Raw genomic sequence first — 14,645 nt, forward strand, 5'->3', positions numbered from 1 at the left:
GTAGAGGAGCCTACGCACGACTGAACTCGTCCCAGGCGAGGCCAAGTTGCCTGACCGCGCCGCGTACCGTCCCGAGCTTCAGGTCATCCCCGCCCCAATCGGGGATGACGGTCTGGTCGCCGGTTGCCGGATTGAGCCATTTCCTGTGCGACCCATCTCCGGTCCGGGGCACTTCGCGGCAACCCAGGCGAGATAGCTTTGTGGCGATCTCGCGATACCTCATGGTATGGCGATCATCAGATCCGCATGGACGGGCTGGTCCGGCGTCCCGATCGCCAACTCGGCCGGGAGAGGCTTGCCCGAGTCGCGATAGATCTCCAGTACCGCCGCGAACGCATCGCGCACGTTCTCGATGGCGTCCTCGACCGAGTCACCTTCAGTCAGGAGTTCGGGGATCAAGGGGGACGTGACCGTGAAGCCGCCTTCCGGTTGCGGCTCGAAGACAAGCGGCACTCTGTAATGCATGATTCCCTCTCGTAACTCGGGCACCTCAGCATCGTCGCCGCAGGAGCGATACGAAGGCAATGGAGAATAGGCGTCCAGAGCCGGTGCATGGGTCTTTTTCTTGACGCCAATCCATCAGCCCATCCTAGTCCCTCTGAGCTCGAATCGCCAGGCAAGTGTCGCCTCACGCTGCCGCGCCTCAGATCGCCCCGGCGAGTTGAGCAAGGGAAGAGCGGAGGAACCGCCACGATGACGGGAGATTACCGCCACGGCGGCCCAGAAGATCGGCACCACGTGAGCGACCTTCGATCGCCGCCGGTATCGCCGCGGTGCCCGAGGATCAGGCGATTCTACCGGACTCTCGGAGGTTCCTGGCTAGCCAGACGTCGGCGACGGCAGGCGAGAATTCCCGCAGTGTCGCGACGAATGAAGATTGAAGCTTCTGAAATGCTCCGATGAAGTCGGTTGGCGTGAACTCGACGCGGTGCCAAGCCGGATCGCCGTCCGCGCCCGAGACCTCAGAAGCCGTGATCCTGAAGAAGCCACGGTCGCCATCCCGCTCGAAGACGAACGCAGGCTGACCCTGCTCGCCCTCGTCGAAGACGTGCCTGCCACCGGCGGACGCCAGCGAGCGAGCCGCAACTGACAATTCGACGAGCCAATCGCCGAAACAGACATCGTCCGGGCCCCAGTAGCCCAGATAGGGAACCTGCCGACTCGCGATCTCCAGTTGTAGCCGGCCGTGGACGTGCGAGTCGGCTTCCAAATCGGACAGCGGAAGTCGACCGTTTTCAGACACGACCGCGAGGTTGTCACACGCCATGATGACGGTCGAGACGTCGTTAGCCTCGGGCATGCCGATTCCGAGCCTCCTCATGCTTGATTCGACGGATTCTCAATTCCGCCCAGGACCATCGCCGATTCTGCATGCAGCCAGAGAGTGAGCCGTCAAGTTGACGATCCCGGCGTTCCGACATTGCCACAACACGCCCGTGCGAGCCCGGCAGTTTGACCTTCCGATCATATGGCTATTTCGGCCGATCGATGGGCACGATCACGATCTTGACCGGCTGCTTCGTGAAGATCCGCAACTCGGTGATGGGCGAGCCACAGGAATCCTTCTTCTCCACTCGGCTCTCCACGGCGTCCGACGGCAGTTGGCTCAGATCGACCTCGATCGGTCCCCATTGGCCAGGGTTGTAGCCGATCGTCTCGGTCAGTTGAAGCTGGCGGTTCGCCGCCTGATCGCCACACCCGCAGCCGCTGAGGAACAGGAACGACGTCAACACTCCCGCGAAGGTGTAGACCGGACGCATGGCTCGCTCGCTCCTTTCCACCTCAATCGCACCGTCCCGCAGATACCCACCTCGATGCTACTTTTCATTCTTACCGCGGGAACCCTGGCTGTCAGCCAGGCTCCCATCGACAGGCAAGTCGAAACGGTATTCACCAGTCAAAGCCGAACCACCAAGGCCCGACGGATTCGAATTCGAGCGAGATTTCCGACTTTGGTGAAACTGGCGCCTCCAAATTCGGGATTGTACTGAGTAAAGGCCGCGCCCATTGAGCGCGCGGCCCACAACTTGGAGACACTCCCATGGCCACCGCCGCCCAGATCCAAGCCAACCGAAGCAACGCAAAGAAGAGCAGCGGACCGAAGACCGACGCGGGCAAGGCGGCTTCCAGGATGAACGCCCTCAAGCACGGCAACCGCTCCAGGCAGCTCGCCATGCCGGTGCTCCCCCAGGAGGATCCCAAGGAGCTGGACCGCCGCGTCCGCGAGTACGTCCACGCCGGCAAGGCGGGCAACGCCATCGAGCGCGACTTACTAACCCGCGCGGCCCGGCTCTCGTTCATGCTCGAGCGATCCGACCGCGCCGAGGCCGCCTACCTGGCCAGGCTCGCCCGCGCGGCCCTCAAGGCCGAGGCGAACGAACCCAGCGAGGAGCGGGAGCGGCGGGTCGAGCACCTCGCGCGCGACCTCTTCCTCGAGGCGGCCCCCGGCTGCCACCGCAACTCGGACATCTTCCGCGACGTCCCGGCCGCGTTCCTCGCCGGCCTCGAGGAGATGCATGAAGGACGCGCCTGGCTGATCCGCCAGTGGCTGACCCAGATCAACCTGCTCTGCGGCCGGGACCAGTTCGGCTGGGGCGACTTCTACCGCTATGTCCGGCTCCTGGGCAAGCTCCAGACCGAGGCCAACGTCGACCTGGAGCTGAACGCCGTGATCGCCGCCTTCGACGCGTTCCTCGGCGGCGGCAAGGGGCAGGCCTTCTACGAGTACTACTGCCGCCGGACCCGGATCTACGACAAGTTCTACGAGGGCCATCGCGCCTGGCGGGTGCTCGGCGAGCCGCCGGCGAGCTCGGACGCGGCCCAGGACTTCCTGATCGACCTGGCGGAGCGGAAGCTGGCGCGGCTGGAGGCGATGGAGGCCGCCGCGACCGACGACGACGAGGATGTCGACGCCGATGAGCTGGCCGACGCGGCCGCGTTCGACGCCGGCCCGGAGCTGGACCGGCACCGGCGGACCTCCTCGGCCCGAGGGCGGGAGCTGCTCCGGATCCTGGACGCGGTCGTCCGGCTCAAGAAGTGCCCGGGCATGAGCCATGATCAGGCCATCGAGGAATCGGAGGAGCCGACCGAGGCAAGGACGACGATCAAACCCAATCCGGAGAGGTCAGAAGTCCGGGTGGCTGTGGTGGAGACGCAGGCGACACCACGGGATCGGCCTGGCACCGAGACGGCCTGCGCGGGCGGCGAAGGCTCGCCGGCCGTGGGGTCGCTGCGCTCCTCCACAGCCACCCGCTTGCCCGCCCGCAGCACAGGAGAGGAGCCAGTGGGGAGCGAAGGCTCGCCGGCCGTGGGGTCGCTGCGCTCCTCCACAGCCACCCCGATGCCGGTCCCGGTGGCCGAAGGGGGAGACGCCGGCCCGCCGGCCGTGGGGTCGCTGCGCTCCTCCACAGCCACCCCGACGCCGGTCCCGGTGGCCGAGGAGGAGGCGCCGCCGGCTTCCCGGGACCGGGTCGGGCCGGGGCCGGGCTCCGCGGGGGTTGTAAGCCGTCGAGCCCGGCCGTCATAATGAGGCTGGCCGTGCGAACCCGCCGCTCGAGGCTCCCGAACTCGCCTGACATCCCCCCCGAGGAACTCCATGGGAACGGTCGCCTCTCCCCGCGTCGCCCGACTCGTCGTGCCCTGCGCCCTGGCCTCCGTGCTCTTCCTGTCCGCGTCGTCCGACCTGGTCGGGGACGAGCCGGGATCGGTGAAATTCAGCCGGGACATCTTGCCGATCTTCGCCGAGAACTGCCTGACCTGCCACGGGCCCGATGCCAAGGCCCGCAAGGCCGACCTGCGGCTCGACGTCGAGCAGAGCACGCTGCGGACGAAGGATCCCCTGGTGGTCCCCGGCAAGGCCGGCGAGTCCGAGCTGATCCGCCGGGTCGAGACGGACGACGCCGACGAGCTCATGCCGCCGGCGAAGTCCGGGCATGCCCTGACGAAGCCCCAGAAAGAGGCCCTCCGGCGGTGGGTGGACCAGGGGGCGAAATGGGGCAAGCACTGGGCCTTCGAGCCACCGGTGAGGCCGGACGTCCCTCACACTTCGACCCCGGGTTGGGTCCGCAACCCGATCGACGCCTTCGTCCTGTCGAAGCTCGACGAGGTGAAGCTGACGCCGACGCCGGAGGCCGACCGGGCCACGCTCATCCGCCGGCTCTCGCTCGACATCCTCGGCGTCCCGCCGACCCCGACCGACGTGGATGCCTTCCTCGTCGATCGCGCGCCGGACGCCTACGAACGGCTCGTCGATCGGCTGCTGGCTTCGCCCCGCTACGGCGAGCGGATGGCGCTCGACTGGCTGGACGCGGCCCGCTACGCGGACACCAACGGCTATCAGAACGACTTCGCCCGGACGATGTGGCCCTGGCGCGACTGGGTGATCGCCGCGTTGAACGCCAACCAGCCGTTCGACGCCTTCCTGACCGATCAGATCGCCGGCGACCTGATCCCGGGGGCCTCGAACGCCCAGAAGATCGCCACCGGATTCAACCGGAACAACCGCACCGTCACCGAGGCCGGCTCGATCGACGAGGAGTACCGGATCGAGAACGCCGTCGATCGCGTGGAGACCACGGCCACCGCGATGCTCGGCCTGACCATGGGCTGCATGCGCTGCCACGATCACAAGTATGATCCCATGACGCAGAAGGAGTTCTACCAGTTCCTCGGCTTCTTCAACAGCGTCAACGAGAAGGGGGTCTACACCGAGCAGAAGGGGAACGTCCCGCCGCTGATGATGGTCCCCGATCGGACCCAGCAGCAGGAGCTGGACCGGCTGACCGCCGCGATCGCCGCCGCCACGTCCAGCCGCGACCAGGCCGCCCGGACACTCCCGGATCGCCGCAAGCGGTGGGAGGCGGAGCGGCCGTCCGCGGCGGACGCCCCGGAGCCGACCGACTGGTCGCTCCGACTCCCGCTCGACGGTGACCTCGCGCCCGGCTCGTGGAAGGGGCCGAAGCCCGCCGCCTGGGCCGAGTCGCCGGCCGGCAAGGCGATCCGGCTCGAGGGCGACCTCTCGGCGTTCGTCGAGGCGACCGCCGACGTCGGCCTCGACGGCATCGGCGCCTTCTCCTATGGCGGCTGGGTCCGGCCGCTCGGCGCGGGGGCCGTCCTCAGCAAGATGGACGACGCCCACGGCTTCCGCGGCTTCGACCTGCTGATCACCGGCGACGGCAAGGCCCAGGTCCACCTCGTCCACGACTGGCCGGCCCTGGCCCTGAAGGTGACGAGCAAGGCGCCGATCCCGAAGGAGTCGTGGTCGCATCTCTTCGTCGTCTACGACGGCGGCGGCAAGGCGTCGGGCCTGAAGCTCTACGCGGACGGACGGGCGCTCGAGGTGGACATCGAGAGCGACACCCTGAAGGGCTCGATCGCCACCGATCAGCCGGTCCGGATCGGCCGGCGGTCCACCTCCGCACCGCTCAAGGGTGAGGTCGCCGACGTCCGGATCTATCCCCGGGCCCTCGCGGCGGACGACCTGCGCCGGCTGGTCGCCGCCCCGTTCCTGGCGATGGCCCGGCAGCCCGCCGCGTCGCGGACCCCCGCGCGAGACGCCCTGCTGGACCACTACTTCAGGGAGAGCGTGGACACCCCGCTGAAACAGGCGGAGTCCGCCCTCGCCGCCCTGCTGGGGCGGAAGTCCGAGCTGGAGGCGAAGGTCCCCACGGTGATGATCATGGAGGACATGCCCGCACCGCGGCCGGGCTTCGTCCTCAAGCGCGGGCAGTACGACCTGCCGGACAAGTCCCAGCCGGTCGAGCCGTCCGTCCCGGCCTGCCTGAACCCGTTGCCCGAGGGTGCGCCGCGGAACCGCCTGACGCTCGCCCGCTGGCTGACCTCGCCCTCGAATCCGCTCACGGCCCGGGTCGTGGTCAACCGGATCTGGCAGCACCATTTCGGGACCGGCCTGGTGAAGACGACGGAGAACTTCGGCGTCCAGGGCGAGCCCCCGTCCCACCCGGCCCTGCTGGACTGGCTGGCCACCGAGCTGATCCGGACCGGATGGGACCGGAAGGCGATCCACCGCCTGGTCGTGGAGAGCGCGACCTATCGGCAGGCGTCGAAGGCGTCCGAGCGGCTCGTCCAGTTGGATCCGGAGAACCGGCTCCTGGCACGCGGGGGGCGGTTCCGCCTGTCGGCGGAGATCGTCCGCGACAACGCGCTGGCGATCGCCGGATTGCTGTCGACCCACGTCGGCGGGCCGTCCGTGAAGCCCTACCAGCCGGCCGGGCTCTGGGAGGAGCTGGCCGGCGGCGCCGGGGAAGGGCCCTACGTCCAGGACCAGGGGGAGAAGCTCTACCGCCGCAGCCTCTACGTCTACCGGAAGCGGACGGTGCCCCATCCCGTCCTGAGCACGTTCGACGCCCCCAGCCGCGAGATCTGCCAGGTGAAGCGGGCGCGGACGAACACGCCGCTCCAGGCGCTCGCGCTCCTCAACGACGTGACCTACGTGGAGACGGCCGGACACCTCGCCCGGCTGATGCTGTCCGACGGGGGCCGCACGCCGGCCGACCGGCTGGCCTTCGCCTATCGACGGGCCCTCTCGCGGCCCCCGACCGAGCGGGAGCGGACCCTCCTGGTCGCGGGATTCGACCGCTATCGGCGATTCTACGCAACCAGCCCGGCCGACGCCCGCCGCTGGCTGGCGGAGGCCCGGATCGAGGTCCCCAAGGGCGTCGATCCGGCCGAGCTGGCCGCCTACGCCACCTCCGCCAGCATCATCCTCAACCTGGACGAGACCGTCACCCGCGAGTGATCGGACCGATCCCCGACCCGTCCTCGAACCAGCACGACCACGCCCGGGAGCCTCGCCATGGAGCCGCTCGAGATCGCCCAGGAGATGAATCGCAGGCAGTTCCTCGGCCGGGCCGGCCTGGGCCTGGGCTCGATCGCGCTCGGCTCCCTCTTCGGGGCCGACGCCCGCGCCGCCGACACGGCGCGACCGGGCCTGAAGGGGGGCGGCGGCGGGGCCCTGCCGGGGCTGCCCCATTTCCCGCCGAAGGCGAAGCGGATCATCTACCTCTTCCAGTCGGGCGCGCCGTCGCAGCTCGACCTCTTCGACGACAAGCCCAGGCTCCGGGACAAGCGGGGCATCGAGCTGCCGGACTCGATCCGGATGGGCCAGCGGATCACCACGATGACCTCGGGCCAGAAGAGCCTGCCCGTGGCGCCCTCGATCTTCAAGTTCGCCCGCCACGGCCAGAGCGGGGCCACGTTCAGCGACTTGCTGCCGCACACGGCGGGGATCGCCGACGACCTCTGCATCATCCGGTCGATGCAGACCGAGGCCATCAACCACGACCCGGCGATCACTTTCGTGCAGACGGGCTCGCAGCTCGCCGGCCGGCCGAGCATGGGGGCCTGGGTCGCCTACGGGCTCGGCAGCATGAACGAGAACCTGCCCGCCTTCGTCGTGCTGCTCTCGCGAGGACGCACCGATCAGCCGCTCTACGACCGGCTCTGGGGGAGCGGCTTCCTGCCCACGAAGTACCAGGGGGTGAAGCTCCGCGGCGGCAAGGAGCCGGTCCTCTACCTGGCCAACCCGGCCGGCTGCCCCGCCGGGCTCCGCCGCGAGATGCTCGACGACATGGGCTCGCTCAACGGCATCCACCACGAGGCGACCGGCGATCCCGAGATCCTCACGAGGGTCGCCCAGTACGAGCTCGCCTACCGGATGCAGTCCTCGGTGCCGGAGCTGACGGACCTCTCGACCGAGCCGAGGGCCGTCCTCGACCGCTACGGCCCGGACGTGATGAAGCCCGGCTCGTACGCGGCCAACTGCCTGCTGGCCCGCCGCCTGGCGGAGCGTGGGGTGCGATTCATCCAGCTCTACCACATGGGCTGGGACCAGCACGGCGACCTGCCGAACCAGATCCGGTCCCAGTGCCGCGACACCGACCAGCCGTCCGCCGCGCTCGTGGCCGACCTCAAGGAGCGGGGCCTCCTCGAGGACACGCTGGTGATCTGGGGGGGCGAATTCGGCCGGACCGTCTACTCGCAGGGGACGCTCACGGCCACCGACTACGGCCGCGACCATCACCCCCGGTGCTTCACGATCTGGATGGCCGGCGGCGGCGTCAAGGCCGGCTACACCCACGGCGAGACCGACGACTTCTCCTACAACATCACCCGCGACCCGGTGGAGGTCTACGACCTGAACGCGACGGTCCTGTCGCTCCTGGGCGTCGACCACACCCGCCTGACGTACCGGTTCCAGGGGCGGGATTTCCGCCTGACCGACGTCCACGGCCGGGTGGTCAAGGAATTGCTGGCCTGAGGCGAAGAGTCGGGCTCCGCGGGAGCCGTTGGTACGCCACCAGGGCCCTGATCCCTCGCGGGGCCGGATCAGGGCCCGAAGATCGGGCCGGCATCCATGATGGCCCGCCGGGTGAAGTACTTCTTCACGGGCGGGGACATGATGTACACCGAGAGGGCCCCGTAGAGGGCGATCACGACGAGCCCCGTGGTGATCCTCGACTGGTCGATGCGTTCGGCGATCGGCTTGATCCCGGAGTCGATCTCGTCGTCCGGGTCATTCGTCGGCGCGGGGGCGGTGGCGATGACGTCGCGTTCCTCGAAGTTCGCCTGGATGATCGGCACGGCGATGAGGGCGACGATGTCCACGAAGACGCCGAGGGTCAGCGCCAGCATCAGGTACTTGGGGGTCTTGCCGCGGAAGAACTGGACGGCGCCGAAGACGCCGACGGCGGTGACGAGGGCCAGGCAGAGCCAGCAGTACTGCATGACCCCGGCCTCGGTCGTGGCCGACTTGGCCAGGGCCAGGATCAGGAGCACGAGCGATCCGAGGCCGGCGAGGAGCCCGACGACGGCGACGTGGAGCGGCGGCCCGGTCACGCGCGGGGGGGGCGGCGGGATCAGGTCGTCGTCCAGCCCCACCCGCAGGCCGGTCTCCTGGTCGAGGCCGCAGGCCGGGCAGAGGGACATGCCCGCGGGGACGACGGAGCCGCAGACGGTGCATCGCCGGGCGGTCGCGCGGGCCTCGGCCCCCTTCGGCTTCCGCTTCCGGGCGGGCTCATCCTTGAAGAGGGCGGCGGCGTCCCCCTCGGGGCGCAAGCCGTCGCCGACCGCGGCGTGCTCGATCGATTCCGCGGTCCCCATCGGCAGGCTGAACAGGTCGCGCAGGTCCCTGTCGCCGGAGGGGACGACCGGCAGGTCGTCGCGGCTGGGCGGGCGCGAGGCGACCGGCAGGTCGTCACGGCTGGGGGGCCTGGTGCCGAAGTCCCGGGTGGTCGAGACGATGGCGTCGATCGGGCCGGCGAGCGTCGACTCCGCGCTGGCGTCCTCGGCCGAAAGCACGAACCGATTGGTGCACTTGGGGCACTTGAGCTTCTTGCCCACCGGCGCGTTGTCCGGCAGGTTCAGCACGACACCGCATTTTTGACACAGGATCGTACGCGGCATGATTCTCGACGTCTGTTGGACAGGGGCGTCCGTGCTCCCCGAAGGGGAGAGGCGGACTTCCTGCCACGGTGTTGAGTTATCTTACCCACTCCCAATACGTCCGGGGATCGGGAAGTGTAGACTCGCGGTCGGAAAATTCTCCAAACCCACATCAGGGTTCGGCGCCCGAGACCGAAGCCGGAGGGCTTGAGCCGCGACGTCGTCGATAGCCGCTTGACGGGCGTCCGGCGGCACCGTAGCCTGAAGCTTGCTCGCGGCGCAGGTCCGGCAGGCCCCACCGGGGCAGCCCCTCTCAGACACGCCGGCGCGCGTCGTCCGCCGCCCGACGTGGCGCCATCTCGCGTCGCGGCGGTCCCTCCCCCCGGTGAGCTCCTTCGCCCCCCGGTCCCCGGCAGCGTCACGACGTGATCGACCGACCGAACCGGCCGCCCCTTTTCCAACCGTCCCGGAGCGTGAACCGATGCAGAAGAGAACCAAGGTCAGCCGTCGAGCCTTCCTGGAGACGACCGGTGCCGTGACCGGCGCGGCCATGGCCGCCGGCACGTTCGCACATCCGGCCGTCGGCGCCGTCAAGGGGGCGAACGAGAAGCTCAACATCGCCATCCTGGGCCCGGGCGGCCGCGCCCAGGAGCACATCCGGATCCTCAAGCACATCAGGGACGAGACCAAGCTCATCGACGTCGTCGGCCTTGCCGACGTCTGGGACGGCAACCCCGAGGTCGGGCACGGCCTCTACCCCTCGGCCAAGAAGCTGGGCCTGGATGCCGAGGGCAAGGACAAGGACCGGATCACCAAGGACTATCGCAAGCTCCTTGAGAACAAGGACATCGACCTCGTCCTGATCGCCACGCCGGATCACTGGCACGCCAAGATGTCCATCGACGCCATGGAGGCGGGCAAGGACGTCTACTGCGAAAAGCCGATGACCCACACCATCGAGGAGGCCCGCAAGGTCGCCGAGACCGTCAAGAAGACGGGCAAGGTCTTCACGGTCGGCGTCCAGTCCACCGCCGACCCGCGGTTCCGGATGGCCAACTCGATGATCGTCGACGGCAAGATCGGCAAGGTCCTCCAGGGCCAGACCTCGTACTACCGCAACAGCGACGTCGGCCAGTGGCGGTACTACAAGCTCACCAAGGACATGACCCCCAAGACGGTCGACTGGAAGATGTTCCTGGGGACCGAATTCGGCCTCGCCCCCGACCAGCCGTTCGACCGCGCCCGGTACGCCCAGTGGCGCTGCTACTGGGACTTCGGCGGCGGCATGTACACCGACCTCTTCGTCCACCAGCTCACCCACCTGATCCTGGCGATGGGCGTACGCTTCCCCCGCCGCGTGGTCGGCGCCGGCGGCCTCTACATGGAGTATGACGGCCGCGACGTGCCCGATGTCGCCACCGTCGTGGCCGACTACGACGAGGGCTGTCAGGTCCTCATCTCCGCCACGATGTGCAACGACACCCAGCTCCCCGAGGTCATCCGCGGCCACAACGCGACGATGACGTTCGACCGCACCCCGGAGAAGGGCTTCCGGATCTCCGAGCAGAAGCTCGCCAGCCGTCCCGCCCCTCCGGGCAGCAACACGGGCGAGGGGGGCGAGCTCTTCAATCCCCAGCAGCCCCGTGAGGACACCCGCGCCCTCTGGGAGCACTTCCTCGGCTGCGTCCGCTCGAGCAACCAGGAGACCCTCTGCCCGGCCGATCTCGGCTATGCCGCGATCACGACCGTGAACCTGGGCGTCCAGTCCTACCGCGAAGGCAAGGCCTACTACTTCGACAAGGACAGCGGCGCCGTCAGCCCGGCCGACACCTCCTGGGCTGCCCACTGGGAGAAGAACAGCCACGAACGCGGCAAGCCCTCCCAGGTCCAGGGCTGGAAGGCCGGCGAGACCGGCTCGCTGCTGGTGCCCCCTGACTACCAGAAGCTGGAAGGCGCCTGGGTCGACGGCAAGGACCCGGTCGAGAAGGCCTGATCCTCACCGATCCCACCGCCATACCCCTACATCAATCTCCAGGCCGCGCCGGGCGTCTCCCGACCCTCGGCGTGGCTTTTTTTCCGCGATCCGCCGTTGCATCCTATCCTTCTGATGGGCAAGCCTGTCGGCGACCCGTTCTGACCGCGGCCGCGGTCGGCAAGGATCATGAGGGAAGCGCAATGAGACGATGCATCGCCTACGCGGGTATGTTGCTGCTGATGGTCGCCTGGCCCTTGAACATCGAGGCCGCCGCCCCCCGTTCAGGCTCGGCCTTCGGTCTCGGGCTCGGCATCGTGCCAGACGCCGTCCACGCAGGTGCGGAGGATGACCAGGTGGGCCGGGTCCGGTCGCTCGACCAGGACCAGGCTCGCGGCCCGGCCGGGCTTCAACTCCGGGGCCGGCAGGCCAAGTAACCTGGACGGGTTGAGCGTGACGCAGTCGACCGCCCCGGCCAGGTCGCAGGGCAGGGCGTTTATGAGATTCTCGAGCCCGCGGCCGAGGGGCCGATTCGAGCCCGCGAGGTAGGGCGTGCCCGAGACCACGATCTTTCCGGACGGGTCCACCGCCCAGTCCCCGTACGTGCCCGCCGGCAGGCCGGCCAGCGGGCTGGCGTCGCTGACCAGGATCGTCCGGGACGGACCCTTCGCCCGGGCCAGGACGCGGAGCGTGTCCGCGTCCAGGTGGTGGCCGTCGGCGATGAACGACGCGGAAAGCCGGTCGTCGGCCGCCTGGTGCCAGATCGCGTTGGGGTGCCTGGGCAGGCTGGCGGCGATCCCGTTCCCCAGGTGGGTGCTCAGCGACGCCCCCGCGGCGGCGGCCCTCGCCAGGGTCGTCTCGTCGGCGGCCGTGTGTCCGATGGCGATCGCCACGCCATGTTCCCGGGCCCAGGCGATGAACTCGATCGCAGCGGCCCGCTCCGGCGCCAGCGTGACCAGGTTGATCCGTCCCCCCGAGGCCCGCTGCAGCTCCTCGAAGTAGGCCGGCTCGGGGTCTCGCATCGCCGAGGCCGGATGCGCCCCCCGATATCCCTCGAGCTCGGACAGGAAGGGCCCTTCCAGGTGAATCCCCGCCACCATCCGCCCCACGGCGGCCGATCGACGGCAGGCGGCGTCGATGGTCCGGAGACCGTGCAGCGTCTCCTCGCGCGGGGCCGTGATCAGCGTCGGGCAGACCCGGGCCGTCCCCAGCCTCGCCTGGGCCAGCACGACCTCTTCCACCTGGTCCACCGTGAGCGTCGGCGACGAGAACGAATACCCGAGCCGACCGTTCACCTGGATGTCCCAGAACGCCGGCGCGACCCAGGGATCTCCCGCCGCGATCGCTTCCGGACCGTCCACCCGGCGGACATCCGCCAGGCGGTCGCCGGCGATCGAGACCTCGACCCATTGCCCGGAACGGTAGTCACGGGCGACGACGCGAGCCGGGCTCGCTGCCATGGGGTGCGTTCCCATCAACTCCCTCGTTCCGCCTTGCTCATTCGCTTACTGCGTTGCGTCCGACCCGTTCGCTCACGCGGCTTCACGGGCCGCTCCATCCCTCTTTGGTTCCTCAGTCCGCCGCCGTTCGGCCCGATCCGCGGCGGGCGATGGCCGCGGCGATGAAGTCGCGGAAGAGCGGATGGGCGTGCGTCGGCTTGGACTGGAACTCGGGGTGGAACTGGACGGCGAGGAACCACGGGTGATCGGCCAGTTCGACGATCTCGACGATCGTCCCGTCGGGGCTCGTGCCCGAGGGGATCAGGCCATGCTCCTCGAACGCCTTGCGGTAGGTGTTGTTGAACTCGTAGCGGTGCCGGTGCCGTTCCGTGATCCGTTCCTGGCCGTAGGCCTTGCGGGCCAGCCGGTCCGGGACCAGGCTGCACGGCCACTGGCCCAGCCGCATGGTGCCGCCCCGCTGGGTGACCTGCTTCTGCTCCTCCATCAAGGCGATCACCGGGGCGTCGGCGTGCGGGTCGAACTCCGTGCTGTTGGCCCCCTCCAGCCCCAGGACGCTGCGGGCGAACTCGATGACCGCGCACTGCATCCCCAGGCAGATGCCGAAGAACGGGACCTTGTTCAGGCGCGCGTAGCGGATGGCCTCGATCTTCCCCTCGATCCCGCGCATGCCGAACCCGCCGGGGACGAGGATCCCGTCCACGCCGGCGAGCAGCGCCTCGCTGCCGCGGGTCGAGACTTCCTCCGCCTCCACCCGGACGACCAGCACCCGGGCACGATGGGCGAAGCCGGCGTGATCGAGCGACTCGTACACGGACTTGTAGGAATCCCGATGCTTCATGTACTTGCCGACGACCGCGATCCGCACCTCCTGCTTGGGGTTGATGATCCGATCGACCATCTCGCTCCAGGCCGACAGGTCCAGCGGGTTGGTCTTGAGGGCGAGCCGCTTGACCAGGATGTCGTCGAGCCCGTGCTTGACCAGGCTGAGCGGGACCTCGTAGATGCTGAACTGGCGGTCGCGCTCCTCGATGACCGCCTTCTTGTCCACGTTGCAGAAGAGCGCGATCTTGTCCCGCTCGTCCTGGGGGATCGACACCTCGGACCGGCAGATGAGGATGTCCGGCTGGATGCCGATCTGGCGGAGCGCCCCGACCGAGTGCTGCGACGGCTTGGTCTTCAGCTCGCCCGCCGCCTTCAGGTACGGGACCAGCGTCAGGTGGATGAACAGGCAGTTCTCCCGGCCGACCTCGAGCGCGAACTGGCGGATGGCCTCCAGGAACGGGAGGCTCTCGATGTCGCCGACCGTGCCGCCGATCTCCGTGATCACGACGTCCACGTCGTCGGTCGCCAGCCGGGTGATGCCCGCCTTGATCTCGTCGGTCACGTGGGGGATGACCTGGACCGTCTTCCCCTCGTAGAAACCGTCTCGCTCCTTCTGAATGACGGAGAGATAGATCTTGCCGGTGGTGTAGTTGCAGTCCTTGGTCAGCGGGGCGTGCGTGAAGCGTTCATAGTGGCCCAGGTCCAGGTCGGTCTCCGAGCCGTCGTTCAGGACGTAGACCTCCCCGTGCTGGTAGGGGCTCATGGTCCCGGGATCGACATTGATGTAGGGGTCGAACTTCTGGAGCCGGACGCGGAGCCCGCGTTGTTCGAGGATCATCCCGATCGAGGCGCACGTCAGTCCCTTGCCGAGCGAGCTTACGACGCCGCCCGTCACGAAGATGTGCTTGGCCATCTCTCACCTGGGTTCGCCGAGGGTGGGCTGGTAAAAGCCCATCATACCAGGCGAGGCCCGGCGGCGAAACGTCGGC

11 protein-coding genes are annotated in these 14,645 nt (G+C 68.7%); 4 read left to right on the top strand and 7 right to left on the bottom strand.

The window, feature by feature from the left end; all coding sequences use genetic code 11:
* Positions 1-10: 10 nt before the first annotated feature.
* From G6O54_RS38975 to G6O54_RS31785, 4 genes are all read right to left on the bottom strand, one after another.
* Entirely contained in the window at positions 11-223 is a 213-nt protein-coding gene (locus G6O54_RS38975; RefSeq protein ID WP_165233071.1) for a type II toxin-antitoxin system HicA family toxin, read from the bottom strand.
* Entirely contained in the window at positions 220-465 is a 246-nt protein-coding gene (locus G6O54_RS31775; protein WP_165233074.1) for a type II toxin-antitoxin system HicB family antitoxin, read from the bottom strand. The genes G6O54_RS38975 and G6O54_RS31775 overlap by 4 nt, the downstream gene beginning before the upstream one ends.
* 319 nt (positions 466-784) lie before the next feature.
* Positions 785-1,300: a hypothetical protein gene (locus G6O54_RS31780; protein ID WP_165233076.1), complete on the bottom strand. Its 516-nt coding sequence runs from the start codon at positions 1,298-1,300 to the stop codon at positions 785-787.
* Positions 1,301-1,472: 172 nt separating this feature from the next.
* Positions 1,473-1,760, bottom strand: a complete 288-nt coding sequence (locus G6O54_RS31785) for a hypothetical protein (RefSeq protein WP_165233078.1) — start codon at positions 1,758-1,760, stop codon at positions 1,473-1,475.
* Positions 1,761-2,041: 281 nt separating this feature from the next.
* Between G6O54_RS31785 and G6O54_RS31790 the strand changes: the two genes are divergently transcribed.
* The 3 genes from G6O54_RS31790 to G6O54_RS31800 all read left to right on the top strand — a co-directional run bounded on the left by G6O54_RS31790 (position 2,042) and on the right by G6O54_RS31800 (position 8,278).
* A complete protein-coding gene (locus G6O54_RS31790) occupies positions 2,042-3,526 on the top strand; it encodes a hypothetical protein (RefSeq protein WP_165233080.1) in 1,485 nt (494 codons plus the stop codon).
* A 69-nt stretch (positions 3,527-3,595) separates the two neighbouring features.
* Positions 3,596-6,757, top strand: coding sequence for a DUF1553 domain-containing protein (locus G6O54_RS31795; protein WP_165233082.1), 3,162 nt, complete (start codon positions 3,596-3,598; stop codon positions 6,755-6,757).
* 57 nt (positions 6,758-6,814) lie between these two features.
* Positions 6,815-8,278 (top strand): DUF1501 domain-containing protein, encoded by a 1,464-nt coding sequence (locus tag G6O54_RS31800; RefSeq protein WP_165233084.1) that lies wholly within the window; start codon positions 6,815-6,817, stop codon positions 8,276-8,278.
* Between the two features lie 68 nt (positions 8,279-8,346).
* On the opposite strand, the gene G6O54_RS31805 is transcribed toward G6O54_RS31800, so the two are convergent.
* Entirely contained in the window at positions 8,347-9,387 is a 1,041-nt protein-coding gene (locus G6O54_RS31805) for a hypothetical protein (RefSeq protein ID WP_165233086.1), read from the bottom strand.
* 496 nt (positions 9,388-9,883) lie between these two features.
* On the opposite strand from G6O54_RS31805, the gene G6O54_RS31810 reads away from it, so the two are divergent.
* On the top strand, positions 9,884-11,395 hold the full coding sequence (locus tag G6O54_RS31810) for a Gfo/Idh/MocA family protein (RefSeq protein ID WP_165233089.1): 1,512 nt from the start codon (positions 9,884-9,886) through the stop codon (positions 11,393-11,395).
* Positions 11,396-11,658: 263 nt separating this feature from the next.
* On the opposite strand, the gene G6O54_RS31815 is transcribed toward G6O54_RS31810, so the two are convergent.
* The gene (locus G6O54_RS31815; RefSeq protein WP_165233091.1) at positions 11,659-12,834 is read right to left on the bottom strand and encodes an N-acetylglucosamine-6-phosphate deacetylase; all 1,176 of its coding nucleotides are present in this window, start codon (positions 12,832-12,834) and stop codon (positions 11,659-11,661) included.
* 112 nt (positions 12,835-12,946) lie between these two features.
* Positions 12,947-14,569: a CTP synthase gene (gene pyrG / locus G6O54_RS31820; protein ID WP_165233094.1), complete on the bottom strand. Its 1,623-nt coding sequence runs from the start codon at positions 14,567-14,569 to the stop codon at positions 12,947-12,949.
* Positions 14,570-14,645 lie beyond the last annotated feature (76 nt).

Origin of the sequence: Aquisphaera insulae (assembly GCF_011064615.1) — a bacterium.
GTDB classification, from domain to species: domain Bacteria; phylum Planctomycetota; class Planctomycetia; order Isosphaerales; family Isosphaeraceae; genus Aquisphaera; species Aquisphaera insulae.